The sequence below is a fragment of the Phenylobacterium composti DSM 19425 genome, assembly GCF_059568645.1.
In genome coordinates, this window is the sequence record NZ_JCANTT010000001.1 from 50693 (window position 1) to 65598 (window position 14906).

The 14906-nt window shown below is 68.0% G+C and carries 10 protein-coding genes and 1 tRNA gene; 3 read left to right on the forward strand and 8 right to left on the reverse strand.

From position 1 onward, the window contains the following. Nucleotides 1-52: 52 nt before the first annotated feature. The 7 genes from BO64_RS00235 to BO64_RS00265 form a co-directional block, all read right to left on the reverse strand. Nucleotides 53-1660: an N-acyl-D-amino-acid deacylase family protein gene (locus tag BO64_RS00235; protein ID WP_496401255.1), complete on the reverse strand. Its 1608-nt coding sequence runs from the start codon at nt 1658-1660 to the stop codon at nt 53-55. Between the two features lie 31 nt (nt 1661-1691). Then, a complete protein-coding gene (locus BO64_RS00240; RefSeq protein ID WP_496401256.1) occupies nt 1692-4526 on the reverse strand; it encodes a TonB-dependent receptor plug domain-containing protein in 2835 nt (944 codons plus the stop codon). Nucleotides 4527-4752: 226 nt separating this feature from the next. Next, the gene (locus BO64_RS00245; RefSeq protein ID WP_496401257.1) at nt 4753-5691 is read right to left on the reverse strand and encodes a LysR family transcriptional regulator; all 939 of its coding nucleotides are present in this window, start codon (nt 5689-5691) and stop codon (nt 4753-4755) included. Nucleotides 5692-5858: 167 nt separating this feature from the next. Further along, entirely contained in the window at nt 5859-7154 is a 1296-nt protein-coding gene (locus tag BO64_RS00250; protein ID WP_496401258.1) for a dicarboxylate/amino acid:cation symporter, read from the reverse strand. Between the two features lie 79 nt (nt 7155-7233). Beyond that, nucleotides 7234-8232 carry an N-acetyl-D-Glu racemase DgcA gene (gene dgcA / locus BO64_RS00255; RefSeq protein ID WP_496401259.1) on the reverse strand — a complete coding sequence of 333 codons (999 nt, stop codon included), beginning with the start codon at nt 8230-8232 and terminating at the stop codon, nt 7234-7236. Next, on the reverse strand, nt 8190-9230 hold the full coding sequence (gene dgcN, locus BO64_RS00260) for an N-acetyltransferase DgcN (protein WP_496401260.1): 1041 nt from the start codon (nt 9228-9230) through the stop codon (nt 8190-8192). Before dgcN ends, dgcA begins: the two co-directional genes overlap by 43 nt. A 204-nt stretch (nt 9231-9434) precedes the next feature. Beyond that, complete coding sequence (locus BO64_RS00265; protein WP_496401261.1) at nt 9435-11051, reverse strand: N-acyl-D-amino-acid deacylase family protein; 1617 nt, start codon at nt 11049-11051, stop codon at nt 9435-9437. Nucleotides 11052-11268: 217 nt separating this feature from the next. On the opposite strand from BO64_RS00265, the gene BO64_RS00270 reads away from it, so the two are divergent. Then, nucleotides 11269-12951 carry an N-acyl-D-amino-acid deacylase family protein gene (locus BO64_RS00270; protein WP_496401262.1) on the forward strand — a complete coding sequence of 561 codons (1683 nt, stop codon included), beginning with the start codon at nt 11269-11271 and terminating at the stop codon, nt 12949-12951. A gap of 29 nt (nt 12952-12980) precedes the next feature. Here the strand turns inward: BO64_RS00270 and BO64_RS00275 are convergent, their stop codons facing one another. After that, complete coding sequence (locus tag BO64_RS00275; protein WP_496401263.1) at nt 12981-13979, reverse strand: hypothetical protein; 999 nt, start codon at nt 13977-13979, stop codon at nt 12981-12983. A 287-nt stretch (nt 13980-14266) separates the two neighbouring features. On the opposite strand from BO64_RS00275, the gene BO64_RS00280 reads away from it, so the two are divergent. Both BO64_RS00280 and BO64_RS00285 read left to right on the forward strand, forming a co-directional pair. Next, nucleotides 14267-14343: transfer RNA gene (locus tag BO64_RS00280), tRNA-His, on the forward strand. A gap of 189 nt (nt 14344-14532) precedes the next feature. Next, nucleotides 14533-14703: an ATP-binding domain-containing protein gene (locus BO64_RS00285; RefSeq protein ID WP_496401264.1), complete on the forward strand. Its 171-nt coding sequence runs from the start codon at nt 14533-14535 to the stop codon at nt 14701-14703. Nucleotides 14704-14906: the final 203 nt, after the last annotated feature.

A 14906-nucleotide genomic window follows, 5' to 3' on the forward strand; every position in this document is an offset into this window, starting at 1 on the left:
GTCTGCCCTGCCCCAACCTGCACTCCGCCGTCCAAGACCTCTCCCCGCCGGTTCAGCGTTCCCGCAGCAGCACCCGCCCGTGGCGCTCCGCGGTGACCTTGCCCTCGGCCAGGGCGAGCCGGCCGTTGACGAACACGTACCGCATCCCTTCGGAATAGGCGTGCGGCTTCTCGTAGGTAGCCACGTCGCGGATGGTGTTCGGGTCAAAAACGATCACATCGGCATAGGCGCCGGGCTTCAGCACGCCCCGGTCCTTGATGGCGAACACCTGGGCGGGCAGCCCGGTGGATGAATGGACCGCCTGCTCCATGCTGATCACTCCGCGGTCCAGCACATAGCGCCGGAACTTCCGCGGGAAGGCGCCGTAGGCCCGCGGGTGCTCGGCGCCCTTGCCGAACTCCACCAGGGCTCCGTCGGTCGAGGTCATGGTCCAGGGTTGCTTCATGATCGCTTCCAGGTCGGCCTCATTCATGTTGAACGAGACGACGCCGGCGCCGCCCTTCATCAGCATATCGATCGCCGTGTCGAGCGGGTCCTGCAGCTTGCGCTTGGCGATCTCGTCCAGCCGCATGCCCTCTAGGGACGGATCGGGCGCATAACCGCGGATCATGATCGCGTTGGCGCCGGCCCGCCGTTCGAGATTGCCGGCCATTTCCTTGCGGATCAGCGCCCGCTGTTCAGGGTTGGCGAGGCGCTTGGCCAGAGCGTCGCGGCCGCCCTCCTGCGCCCAGCCGGGCACCAGCGAGGCCTGCAGCGAGGTGCCCGAGGCGGCGTAGGGATACTGGTCGGCCCAGATCGAGAGCCCCTCGGCCCGGGCGTCCTCGATCAGCTTGATGGCCTCGGCCGACTTCCCCCACACGGAAGGGCCGAGCATCTTCATGTGGGTGACCACGCCGATGATGCCGGTCTGGCGAGAGACCTCGATCAGTTCCTTGATCGCGCCCAGGACGCCCACGTCGTAGCTGGACTCGTCCCGGATGTGGCTGATGTGGAAGGCATTCGGATAGGCGGCCGCCACCTTGGCCAGGGCCACCAGTTCCGACGTCTGGGAATACTTGCCCGGCACGTAGAACGGGCCGCTGGAGAACCCGAAGGCGCCGAGATCCATGGCCTGTTTGACCAGGCCCCGCATCTTCTCCAGCTCGGCCGACGTGGGCGCCCGGTTGTCGAGCCCCATGATCGCCTGGCGCACGCCGTTGTGGCCGATCATCGGGATGACGTTCACGCCAGGGACATTCTTTTCGATCTCGGCGATCTGCGGACGCAGATCGCCCGGTCCGCCGCCGTCGGGATTGATCATCACGGTGGTGATCCCCTGGTAGAGGATCGACTCCGCCGCGGCGAGCTTGGGCGTGCCGATCCCAGGCGCGGCGTGGGAATGAGGATCGATGAACCCGGGGGTCACATAGAGGCCCCTGGCGTCGATCACCCTGGAGGCCGTCGCCGACGCCGGGATGGCGCCGACCTCGGCGATGCGGTCGCCCTTGAGCGCCACATCGACCGTCCGGCCCGGGCTTCCCGTGCCGTCATAGACGAGGCCGCCCCGGATGATGACGTCATAGTCCTCAGCCTGGGCGCCGGCCGCGCCGACGCCCAGCACCATGGCCGCCGCGGCTGCGAATGTCCGGAACCGACGGAAGATCGATCTGCGACGGGTCATGCTCTCCCCCAAAATCTCTCTGCGCGCGAACTCAGTAGCGGAACCGCAGCCCCACCCGGAACACCCGCCCCAGGATGTCGAACACCCCCTGGTCGGTCTGGGGCACGCTCCAGGCCGTGCCGGCCGGCCCGTAGGGCACCAGTTCCGGATCCGCGTTCAGGATGTTGTTCACGTTCACGAACAGCTGGGTGCTCGAGAACGGCGGCACGTCGATGTCGTAAGTGATCGACGTATCCAGGTAGAAGGCCGAGTTGACGTGGTTGTAGTTGATGGTCGGGTTGAAGGTCGTCGAGCCCGGGCAGGCGCTCTGGCAGACCACATAGTCGTTGCTGATGGTGGAGGAGCTCACGCCGCGGCCAACGACCTGGATCGTCCAGGGCTCGGCGCGCCAGGTGGCCGTAGCCCGGTACACGAACTTCGGCAGTGAGATCGAGCCGACGCTGTCGGTCGGCGGGTCGATGCCGTTGTCGTTGTAGTTCTCCAGATAGCGGGTAGCCACGCCCCGCAGGGTCATCGTCCCCGCGCCCAGGTCGAAGCGGTACGAGGCCTCCATGTCGAAGCCGCGGGCCTGGCGCTTGGCAAAGTTGAACGGGCTGATCGAGACCCGGGTGATGAACTGACCCGACCTCTGGATGGCGGCGCAGTACTCCTGTTTGCCCTGGAAGCAGCGATCGACGATGCGCTGGGCGTCTACCGAGCCGATCGCGTCGTTGATCTTGATGTCATAATAGTCGAGCGAGGCGGCGAAGCCCGGCAGGAAGCGCGGCTGGACGACCACCCCAAGGCCCAGGGTGTCCGCCTTCTCGGGCTTCAGCGCCAGGTTGCCGGTCGTCACCTCCAGGAACTGGGTGTTCGTGTTCCCCATGAAAGGGTCGATCAACTGGTTCGAGCGGCTGGTGCCGGCGGCGAACAGCTCGTTCAGGTTTGGCGCCCGGATGTCCCGCGAGCGGGTGACGCGGAAGCGGATGTCGGGGATCGGCGAGTAGGTGAAACCCGCCTTCCAGGTCATCACAAAGCCCGAGGTCGAGTAGTCCGTCGCGCGGACGGCGCCGTTGAAGTCCAAGCCCTCCCAAAGCGGGATCACCGTCTCGACGTAGCCTTCGGTCACGTCGTAGGCGCCGAAATTCGGCAGGTAGTTGCCCACGAACCACCCGGAGCTGTGGCCCGGCGGCACATAGCCGCTGACCTTCTCCTTACGGTGCTCGACACCGAGCGCTAGCGACACCGGACCAGCCCAGGTCGAGAAAGGGTCGCCCGACAGGTTTGCCGCCATCACCTCCTGGGTGAAGTACTGGATCCGGTGGATGTCCCCATGGGTCCAGGCGATGGCCTCGGGAGAGGCGACGCCCACCCCGAACCGGTTCAGCGGCACGCAACCGTTGTTGGGATCGGTCAGCGTCGAGCGGCAGACGATCTCGCCGGTGACGGGGTGGAACACCGCGTCCGTGGCCATGGCGAGCCGGTTATTGTTGGTGATGTCCTTCGCCATCTCGAATGAGCGCGTGCGCCCGTACTGGTAGTAGGCGTCCCATCGCCAGGAGTCGCCGAAGGCCTCGAACTCGCCGTTGGCGCCGACCACGTAGCGCCCGACTTGGCGGTTGTTGTTGGTGCCGCGAACCGGGAAGTCGGCGTTGCTGGTGCCCAGGTTGAAGCTGGTGATGTTCAGCGCCTGGAGGTCCTCGCGCACGCTCTGCGGCAGGAAGGCGTTGTCCGATCGGATGCTGACGTTGCCCTGGTTATATTGCCGGCCAAGCCAGCCGTAGGAGGCATGCTTAGTCCACGACGCTTGGCCAAAGACCTCCAGATTGTCGGCAATCTCGTAGCTGACACGTCCGAAGAGGCTCTTGCGCCGCTCGTCGGCGTCGAGGGTGTTTAGCTTGTTGGCCTGGTTGCGTTCCCAGTCGCCGCCGATCAGCCACGGGTCCCGGGCGACGTCCATAGACTGCTGATAGACCGCCCCGCCCACGCCGAAGGCGGTGCCCCGCAGGGGGCCGTTCCAGATCACGCCCCCGGGGGCGGCGATGGGGCCGGCGTTGTAGGTGACCAGGCGCTCGGGCTGACCGTTCCCCGGCGCGTAGGCCGGGTTGTTGACGATGTAGTAGCCTTTGTTGTTCCAGTCGCGCGGCACACCATAGATGCCCTCGCGATCGGTGAGTTCGGCGTTCAGCAGCACCTTGCCGCGGCCCTGCATGAAGGGCAGGCCGGCGCTCAGGTTGAGGCGATACTGGTCGTTGTCGCCATAGGTCGTCTGGCCCGCCTCGATCGAGCCCTTGATGCCGGTGAGCTCCTTGTCGAGGATGAAGTTCACCACCCCCGACACCGCGTCCGAACCATAGGCGGCCGAGGCGCCGCCGGTGACGATCTCGACGCTCTTGATGAGGCCCTGCGGGAAGGTGTTGATGTCCACCTGCCCGGTGATGGTCGAGGCCACCGAGCGCTGACCGTCAAGCAGCACCAGGGTCCGCGAACCGCCCAGGTTGCGCAGGTTCAGCGCGTTGATGCCGGCGGTGCCCGCGCTGATGTTGGCGTTGCCGGTCTGGACGGTGGCGCTGCCTTGGATGGACGGGATGTCATTCACGAAGTCGGCGAGATTGGACGGCGCCGCCGCCTCGAGATCCTGCTCGCTGATGACCGTCAGCGGGGTCGGCGCCTGAAAGCCGTCGCGGACGACACGGCTCCCCGTGACCACCACCTCCTCAACCGACCGGGCTTCCGGCTCCATCGTGGTGGGAAGTACGGCTTGAGCGGCCGCGGGTCCGGCGCTTACCGCAAGCACCAGCGCCGAGGCGCCGTACGCAAGCCCCTGTTTCCACAAGGCCGCGACGCGCGGCTGGCGAGCGTCGCAGGTCATCAGTTCGTTCAGCATCGGCTGGCCCCCTCAGATCGTGTCGAGGCCCTCGTCCGCGTCTCGTCCCTCATCGCCTCATCTCGGCGACAGGCGACGCCGGCGGGCCTGTCCGCGGCGTTCGTCGGCCCCTTCAGCCGCGTCGCCAACAGCGACACGAGAGTGTCACGGGCGCCTCGCGAGGTGAGTGATCAATGCTTTGCGAGGCCATAGCCGGCAGCTATCCGTCCCGCTGGGGAATGGCGCCTCAGCGGGCGCCGATCACGCGCAGCGGCGGCCGATTCGTCGGCGGCTTCGCCACAGTCTCGGTGGTGAACTGCGACAGCACGCGGATGAAGGGCTGCATGAGCCGCGGCAACGGCCGGTCGGCGAGGTAGATGCAATGGACGCCGAAACGCACCGGCGGATCCAGGGGCCGATAGTCGAGTTCGGGATCCAGACAGGCCCGGGCCGTGAAATCGTCCACCACCGCCATGCCCATGCCCTGCCGGACCAGGGGCGCGGCCGTATAGAGCGTCTGGATGGTGATGCTCTCCTGGAGCGAGAGGTTCTGGCGCGCCACCTCGTTGTTGAACAGGTTGCCCATCGGCCCGCTGTGGGCCAGGCTCACGAACTCGCGCCCTTCCAGGACCCTGAGGCTCAGACGCGGCGGCGCGTCCGGCAGGTCCTGCTTGCGGAACATGAGAACCAGTTCGCCGGAACCGATCTGGGTATGGGCCAGGCGGGGATGCTTCGGGGGCTCGTAGCCGATGGCGAGATCGCACTCGCGTTCGGTGAGGGTCCGCAGGATGTCGGCGTGATGGAGCGTCTGGATGTCGAAGGAGACGTTGGGCCGTTCCTTGCGAAAGCGCGCCACCGCCTGGGGGGCGACGCTCAAGCCGAAACCCGGCAGAACCGCAAGGCGGATGCGGCCCTCGCCTCCCCGGCGAATGTTCTTGGCCGTCTGCTGCAGCGACCCGACCCGGCCGTAGATTTCGTCCACCTCGCGGAACAGTGCATGGGCTTCCTCGGTGGCGGTGAGGCGCCCCTTCGCCCGTTCGAACAGCGGAAAGCCGAGCCGGATCTCCGCATGCCTCAGCACCTTGCTGATGGATGGCTGGGAGACGTTCAGCGCGCGGGCCGCGCCGCTAACCGTGCCGTTCACATAGACCGCGTGAAAGACCTCGATGTGTCTCAGGTTCATCATGATAATCGCCCCCTGTCCCCGACCGCCTCCCAACGGCTGCATAGGAAATGGCGCGAGACCAGCGCGCTGACGCGCATCCGCTCGCGGCGACGGCGAGAACGGCGCTCTCTTGCTGCTTCGTCATGCGCAAGGATCGCCGCTCTGCCGAAAATCCCGGCGGGAAATTCTCAGACGCGAGGCGGCTTGCGCAGGACATCGGGATCCATCTCACCGGACCAGCGCGCCACCAGCGTCGCATTCGTCAGATTGCTCATAACGTTCGGCACGGTCCGGATCATGTCGAGCGGCCGGTCGAACGGCAATATGAAGCCGACGATGAGCGCGGACTGGGCGTCATCGATCCCCACCACCGACAGCACCGCCGCCATCATGAACAGCGAAGACGAAGGAACCGGCGGCGTGCTGACCGCCAGCAGCGTCGCCGCACCGATGATCAGGGCCACATCCACCGGCTGAAGCGCCACGCCCAGGGCCTGGGCGGCGAACACAGAAAGCAAGGCCACATAGAGGGCGGTTCCGTCACGGCCGATGCTGACGCCGACCGGCAGGACGGTAGAGATAATGCTCTTGTGCAGCCCGAGGTTCTTCTCGGCGACGGTCATCTCCACCGGCAGGCTCGCCGAGCTGGACGAGGTGGAAAAGGCGACCAGGATGGCGTCGGCCGCGCCCCGCAGAAAGGGCGCCGCCGGAAGAGCGCCCGCAAGCCGGATCAGCCCCGGCTGCACCACCAGCGTCTGGATCGTGCAGCAGACCAGCGTGCCCAGGGCCAGCAGGGAGACGTTCACGAAGACGCCCAAGCCGTTCACCCCCACCGCAGTGGCCACCAGGCCGAAGACGCCGAACGGCGCGGTCTCGATGACGAACTTCACCACCGTCAACATGGCGTCCGATGCGACGTTGATCGCATCAACCAGCGGCTTGGCCCGCTCGCCGAGCTTCAGAAGCGCCGCGGCGAACAGAACGGCGAAAAAGATGATCGCCAGCATGTCGCCCTCCACCAGGGCCTGCACCGGGTTGAGCGGGATGATCGCCAGGAGCTGCTCGCTCAGGCTCCGACCGGGCTTGATCTCCTGCGGGACGGCGGCGGCGAGGCTTACGCCCACCCCCGGCTGCAGCAGCAGGCCAAGGCTCACTCCGATGCAGACGGCGATCGCGGCGGTGCCCACGAACAGGCCCACCGTCCGCAGCCCCAGGGCCCCCAGCCGCTTCGGATCGCCGAGCGCCATGACCCCGGCCATGATGGTGACGAAAACCAGGGGGGCGACGACCATGCGGGTGAGCCGCACGAAGATGTCGCCGAGCCATTTGACCTGAGCGGCCTCTGGTCCATAGGCCATCCCCGCTACGGCCCCGAGCAACAGGGCCGGCAGGATGCGTTTCCAAAGCGGAATGTCGAACCAGTAGCGTTGCAGCGGGCTGCGCCGCGGCGCAGCCTGGGTCGAAGACGCTTCAGTCTCGGACATGCGTTTCCCCCTGGCGACCCATGCGCGGCAGGGCGTCCGGAGCAGTCAGGAGGCCCCTCGAACCTGCGCCCGCCTCACACTATCTGGCCGATTCGCCGCCCCACAGCTGTCCGCTCGGCGCCTTCAGGGCCGAGCCCTCCATCACCACCCCGCCCTCACGGTCCCGGGCCAGCCACGTCGGCCCGTCGAGGTCCACGAAGTCCGCCTGCTCGGCCACCTGGAAGGCCGGCGCCACCGACAGCGAGGTGCAGATCATGCAGCCGGTCATCACGGTCATGCCCGCAGCCCGGGCTGCCGCCAAAAGCTCGAGGGCGGCAGTGAGGCCTCCCGTCTTGTCGAGCTTGATGTTCACGGCCTGATAGCGCCTGGCCAGGCGCGGCACATCCGCGGCAAGGTGGCAGGACTCGTCCGCGCAGATCGGCACTGATGGAACGAAGCCTTCGAGCGCGGCGTCTTCGGCCGCGGGCAGCGGCTGCTCCAGCAAGGCCACCCCGAGCTCGGCCAGCACAGGCTGCAGCTCTTCGAGCAACGGCATGGTCCAGGCCTCGTTGGCGTCCACGATGAGCGTTGCATCCGGACAGGCCGCTCGTACGGTCCGCAACTGAGCGGCGGGGTCGGAGCCGTCGACCTTCACCTTCACCAGGGGATAGTGAGCAAGCTTCGCCGCGGCCGCTCCCATGGCCTCGGGGGCGTCCAGGCTGACGGTGAGCGCCGTGGTCACGTGGCCGCGCGGCGTGCGCCCGATCAGCTCAGCGACGCTGCGGCCGGCAAGACGGGCCTCAAGGTCCCACAGGGCGCAGTCCAGGGCGTTGCGCGCCGCCCCCGGCTTCAGCGCATCCAGCAGGGCGCGGCGGTCAAGGCCGGCCTCGACCTGCGGCCTCAGGGCCTCGATCTGGGCCACGCAGCTTTCCACCGTATCGCCGTAGCGCGGAATGGGCGCGCCCTCACCGCGGCCCACGACATTCCCCTGCCGGACCTCGGCCACCACCAAGTCGGCCTGGGTGCGAACACCCCGGGAAATCCGGAACGGGGTCGCTAGCGGCCAGTGCTCGGCGCCTGCGCGGAGAGTCCGAAGCATTCGTCCATCCGATCCACAATCAAGTCCACGCCCATCCGGAACGGATCCTGGCAGGGAAGCCCCAGGGCATCGGCGGTCTCGGCGCAGATCCTCCGGGCCGCCTCGTCGTCCAGCTTGGAGGTGTTCAAGGCCACACCGACGGCCACGACCCGGGGATTGGTCAGCCGCGCGGCTTCCAGGTTGGCCTCCAGGCAGACCTTGAGGTCCGGCAGGCTCCGCCCCGGCAGGCCGCGCATGCTCTCCCGGCCCGGCTCGTGGCAAAGGACGATGGCGTCCGGCTGGGCGCCGTGCAGCAGGCCGAGCGAAACGCCCGCATAGGATGGATGGAACAGCGAGCCCTGGCCTTCGATCAGGTCCCAGCCGGCCTCCTCCCGAGCCGGCGAGACCATCTCCACGGCGCCCGAGATGAAGTCGGCGACCACGGCGTCGAGGGGCACGCCGCCGCCCGCCACCAGGATCCCGGTCTGCCCGGTGGCCCGGAAGTCGGCGGCCACGCCCCGGGAGACCAGCTCACGGGTCAGGGCCAGGGTCGCGTACATCTTGCCCACCGAGCAGTCGGTGCCCACCGTCAGCAGGCGGCGGCCCGACCGGGGATAACCTGTGCCGACCTTCAGCACCGGCGGCGGCTCGCGCACGTCGAACAGCTGCCGGCCGTTCCGCTCGGCGGCGGCGCGGATCTCGGGATTGGCGTTCAGGCGATCGTGCAGGCCGGCGGCCACATTCAAGCCGGCGTCCAGGGCCGCGACCGCATCGGCCACGGCTTCAGGGCCCAGCACTCCGCCCGCGTTGGCCACGCCGATCACCAGCGTCTTAGCCCCCTCGGCGACGGCCTCGGCGAAAGACATCTGCCGCAGCCCGAGGGTCACCGCCTCGGTGGAGCGCCGATACTCGCCCAGGCTCAGATCAGGGCGGAAGACCGCAATGCCACGCGAGGTCTTCACCGAAATCTCGTCCCGGGCGTCGCCTAGATAGAGCAGGTAAGGCCCCGGTATATTCATGGAGAAAGGTCCTTTGATCTCCGCCGCAAGACGAGGGCGGAACAAGCTCATCCCGATTAGCCGGGGCTCATCGGCGTTGGAAAATGCCAACCGGGCGGCGCCTCATAGCGGTGGGCTATACCTGCGCCGGGCCGCACGAAGAGACGCCGCCGACCTTGCGGGCCGACGGCGTCCCAGCGGCTGCCAGGGTGAGGGGATCGCGCCCTAGGAACAGCCCGCAGGGGTCGGTTTGGGGAGACCGCGCCCTGCGAAGGCGCCGGTGGGTTTCCCACTCTCCAGTTCAAGCTTGCCGTTGAGGACCACCGCCTCGACCCCTGTCGAGAGCCGGGTCGGATGCACATAGTCGGCCATCGGCAGGAACGACTTGGGGTCGATCACCACCACGTCAGCGAAGTAGCCCGGTTTGAGATAGCCGCGGCCGGTGATCCCCAGGGTGTCGGCCACCAGACCCGTGGACTTGTGCACGAACTCCACGGGCGTGATCACCTTCTCCTCGACCACATACTTGGACCAGAGCCGGGGATAGCTGGCGTGGCCCCGCGGATGGCCGCTCGGCCCGCCGTCCGTGGAGAACATGTTCCACGGCTTTTTCATCAGGATCTTGATGTCGGCCTCGGTGATGGCGAACACCGCGACGCTCGCATTGCCCTTGGTGAGAATACGCACCGTGGCTTCGGCGGGGTCGACGTTCCAGGCGGCGGCGATCTCTGAGATCCGCTTGCCCACCAGCTCGGGCTGATCCGGCGCACCATTGATCAGGATGTTCTGGGGCCCGCCCCGCTGCTCATAGAAGGCCAGAGCCTCGGCCTTGAGCCGCGCCAAGTCCGCGGGGTTCTGAAACCGCTTGAGCATCGCCGGACGCCCGCCGTCCTGCGCCCAGCGCGGAATAGCGATGGCTACGAGACCGGTATTCGACGCCGACCAGGGGTACTGGTCGGAGGTGACGTTCTGTCCGGCGGCCCGGGCCTCCTCGACGATCTGCACGAGTTCGGTCATTGACTGGCCGTCGGGCTTGGCCCCCGACGAGACCTTGAAGTGCCCCAGATGCAGGGTCGCACCACTCTCCCGGCCGATGCGGATCTGCTCGCGCGTGGAGGCCACGACGCCGATCGAAGTCGTGCCCTCGTCGCGCTGGTGGGTGTCGTAGAGGCCGCCGCGCCTGCCGGCTTCCTTGGCGACCTCGATCACCTCCTCGGTCTTCGCGAAGCTCTGGGGCGCGTAGAACAGGCCCGAAGACAGGCCGAGGGCCCCCTCGCACATGCCCCTCGCCGCCAAGGCCTTCATGGTCTCCAGCTCGGCCGGGGTCGGAGCCCGGGCGTCGTTCTGCAGCACTCGCTGGCGGATGGCGCCGAACCCGACGAAGGTGGCGAAGTTGTTGCCGACGCCGGCGGCGTTCGCCTTGTCGATGAAGGCCTTGACCTCCGGCTCGCCGGCCCCGTCCACCCCGACGATGCTGGTGGTGACGCCCTGGGTCAGCTGTCGGAGGAGCTGCCGGTGCTTGGGGTCGTCGGAGACGAGCTCGCCGGTGGCGTGGGAATGGGCGTCGATGAAGCCCGGGGCGACCATCCTGTCCTTGGCGTCGATCACCTTGGCCGCCTTCACGCCCCTGGCGTCACCGACGAAGACGATCTTGTCTCCGGTGATAGCCACGTCCGCCACCCGCGCTGGCGACAGGTCGCCCAGATAGACCTCCCCGCCGCGGATCAGCAGATCCACCTGCCTGGGCTTCCCGCCCGCGCCCCCGGTCAGAGGGGCGCATCCCGCCAGGATGCAGACCGCCAAGGCGCCCATGCCTGCGCCGTTCAGGATTCCACGCCGCAAAGCCCCCTCCATGCCGCTCTCAGCTACGGGGAAAGGATGCGGCCCTTCCTGCAGGCTGACTGTTTCCGAGTGTTTGGCGCTCCATAGCCCCACGCTATGCGCAACGCCCCTCAAGGCGCCGGTTGATAACCAGCGGCTATGAGGCCGCGCGAATTCGGTAAGGGCCGTTCCGTCGCGCGTGCGCGATCATCGCCTCCCATCAGCACGGGAGGGGCGCATGCGTGGGATGAGGCAGGATCGGTCTGGACATTCATGGGTCGCCCGGGGACGCCGGCGCGGGCTGGCCGCCCTGGCGGCGGCGTCCACGGTCCTGACGCCCGCCGCCGGCCTGGCTGCGGCCTATGACCTGCTGATCAAGGGCGGTCAGGTGGTGGATGGGACCGGCGCCCCGGCCTATCGGGCCGACGTCGCCACCAAGGGCGACAGGATCGTCCGCATCTCCCGCGAAGCCCTGCCCGACAGCGAGGCCGACCAGGTGCTGGACGCCACCGGCCATGTCGTCGCCCCCGGCTTCATCGACAACCACGCCCACATCGCCACCAACATCCACGAGCACCCCCTAGCCGAGAACTTCCTGCGGCAAGGCATCACCACCATCATCGCCAGCCTGCATAGCGGGGCCCAGCCCGACCCGCTCGGAGCCTATATGGACCGCCTGCGGGTCGCCCCGAACGTGGGCTTCTTCGCAGGCCACAGCTATGCTCGGACCCAGGTGCTCGGCGTCGAGAACCGCGCCCCGACGCCCGCCGAACTTGTGCGCATGCAGGCCATCGTGGCCGCGGCCATGAAGGACGGCGCGCTCGGTCTGTCGACCGGCCTGCTCTATGTGCCCGCCAACTTCGCCAAGACCGACGAGGTCATCGCCCTAGCCAAGGTCGCCTCGTGTCATGGCGGCATCTATGTCTCGCACATGCGGGATGAAGGCCGCGGCGTCTTGGATTCCGTGAACGAGCTGATCCGCATCGCCGAGGTCGCCAAGCTTCCCGCCCAGATCAACCACCACAAGGTGACCGGCGCCGGCCAGTGGGGCTGGAGCGAGAAAACCCTGGCGCTGATCGACGCGGCCAACGCCCGCGGCCTGGACATCCGTCACGACGTCTATCCCTACACGGCCTCCGCCACGGGCTCGGGGGTCATGTTTCCCTCCTGGGCCCTGGCCGGCGGGCCGGAGGCCTTCCGCAAGCGGGTGGCCGACCCGGCGACGCGCAAGAGGATCGAGGCCGAGGTGATGCGCATCCTGCTGGTTCAGCGGGGCGGCGCGGACCTGCGTCGCCTGCAGTTCCGTCACGTGCCCTCCGCCCCTGCTTATGACGGCCGCACTCTTGCCGACCTCGCCGCGGACAAGGGCCTCCCCCAGACGCCCGAAACGGCGGTCAGTCTGCTCATCGACCTGCAACTCGCCGGCGGGTTCAGCGCCATCTATCACGCCATGGATGAGGCCGATGTGATCCGCATCCTCCAGCATCCGCTGGCGATGATCGAGACCGACGGCGATCCGGTAGGCTTCGGCGAGGGAGTGCCGCATCCGCGCAGTTACGGGGCTTTCCCGCGGGTCCTCGCGCGCTATGTGCGCGAACAGAAAGTCCTGACGCTGGAGGAGGCCGTCAAGCGCATGACGTCCATGGCGGCGGACCAGATCGGCCAGACGGACCGCGGCCGGCTGAAGGAAGGCGCCTTCGCGGACATCACCGTCTTCTCCGCCGAGAAGATCGCCGACCACGCCGATTTCAACGATCCGCACCGCTATTCCACGGGCATCCGCCACGTGCTGGTCAATGGGGTTCCGGTGATCCGGTCCGGCGAACTGACCGGCGCCACGCCCGGCCGTCCTCTCAAGGGCCCGGCCCGGCCGGCGGCGGTGCGTCCCGATCCGCAGACCCCAGGCTGTCCGGCCGGCTGAACCGGCAGGCGGCGCTCCGAGGGTGGCGCTCAGGGCCCGCTCGCCGCCTCGGCGGCCCGGGCGCCCGCCAGAACCCCGGCGATGGCGTAATTGCCCTCGTGGCAGGCGTATTCGTAGATCGGCCCCTCGATGGCGTTGAGGCTCATCTCCGCACGCCAGGGTCGGGTGTAGTAGTGATCGTCCTCGACCTCGAAGCTGTAGGCGATCTGCTCCGGCGAAACCCGACGGAAGCGTTCCACCACCCGCCCCTTGGACGACAGGAAGATCGGCCCGAACGTTCCCTGCTGCGGATTCACGTGGACGGTCTCCACCACGAGTGTGTCGCCCTCCCACCAGCCTACGGAATCGCCCAGCCACCGCTGCAGCGCCGCCGGCCCATGCCCGGCCTGGGCTGAGGCCTTGTCCGCAAACAGCGGGATCACGCGCACGTCGTGGACCATCTCCACCATGATCGCCACCGCCCCGGGCGTCTGCACGATCTGGTAGTTGGAATTGTAGATGTTGTTGAGCATGCCGGGTCCGCCCATGCCCCGGGAGCCGATCAGGCACCGGTCGTTGGGCGACAGGTCCTCCGGGCCCTCCGGGTCTTGCCGGTCGCGCCGCAAGGCCGCCGCCCGCGACGCCTGGCGTCCCGCCTCGGTCAGCGGCAGCCGCCCGTCCTCGGGTTCGACGATCCAGGAGGTGCGATACTCGCCATTGACCCGTCCGAGGCTTGAGCCCGGGTCCAGCCAGAAGGCGTTGTGCCCTTGAATGGAGTCCGTCGCCTCGCCCGCCCCTTCGGACGGGTCCGTGGCCTCGGTCTCCGCGGCTGCCCGCCGGACCATGGGGTTGGAGGCGGCGATGGCCCGCGCCCGCACCTCATCCACCACCAGCGGCAGGCCGGCGGGCCGCTGCAGCTGGGTCAGGGCCGCGTTGGTCCACACACCGGTGAGCTCCTTCGGCGAGACGCCCTTGGCGGGCTGGGCGCAGGCGGCCTCCCCGAGCGACACGACCGCGACCGCAAGCCCGGCGAGAAGAATAGCTTTCATGGACCGCCCCCCTTCACCGAAGTCGATTGGACCCGCGGGGCTGGACGCAGGCAAGGGGGCGGAAGGCATCCGCCGCGCTCCTTGCGCCACGGCGCCGCGCGAGGCGGCAGGCGCCCTGCCGGGCGGCGCCCTCCCGCCGCAGTCTCATGTCCTGAGAGCGAGCGGCCCGCCCCCTTGCCGAACGCTCCGGCAAGCCGTGCGAAGAGGCCTGTGGGCGATGCGCCAGGATCGGCCGCCACAGGCTTGATCCCATCGACGGGCGCGACTAGAAAGCCCGCTCGCGACGGGCCGCCCTAGCTCAGTTGGTTAGAGCGCCAGATTGTGGCTCTGGAGGTCCTCCGTTCGATCCGGAGGGGCGGTACCATCGCAAACCCCTGAAAAGGCCCGAGAACTCCCGGACCTTTTTCGTTATCCGGGCCGCCCGCTGCCCTTTGTGGCGCCCGGCGTTGCACCTCGTCGAGGTCCGTTCGCGCAAGCGAGTCAGCCGCGCGGCCGTCGGGTAGTCTGCGGCCATCCGTTTGTTGACGCCACGCAGAACAGCAGCCCGGAACTCGTGTTCGACACCGTGCGCCGTTTCAAGGGCCTGGACCGCCCCGTTGTGATCCTCGTCGACACCGAAGGGCTCGCGGATGCGGAACTGATTTATGTGGCGCTCAGCCGCCCCTCCGTGTTGCTCTATGTGTTCGGACGCGAACCTGATCTCGCAAGGTTACGCACCAGATGAGCGCTAGGCCCCACCGCCAGCACCGCTACCGTTCAAGGCGGACAATCCAGGCCGAAAGTCTGACGCCCTTCATTTCCGTCACCCTCATGCCCCTCCCCTGAGGCACTCGGGCTCCACGCCCTCACGCGGAGGGCGACTTCGCTCTGGATCATCTCAACCTCACCCGACCTGTTTCGATCCACGCCCTCACGCGGAGGGCGACG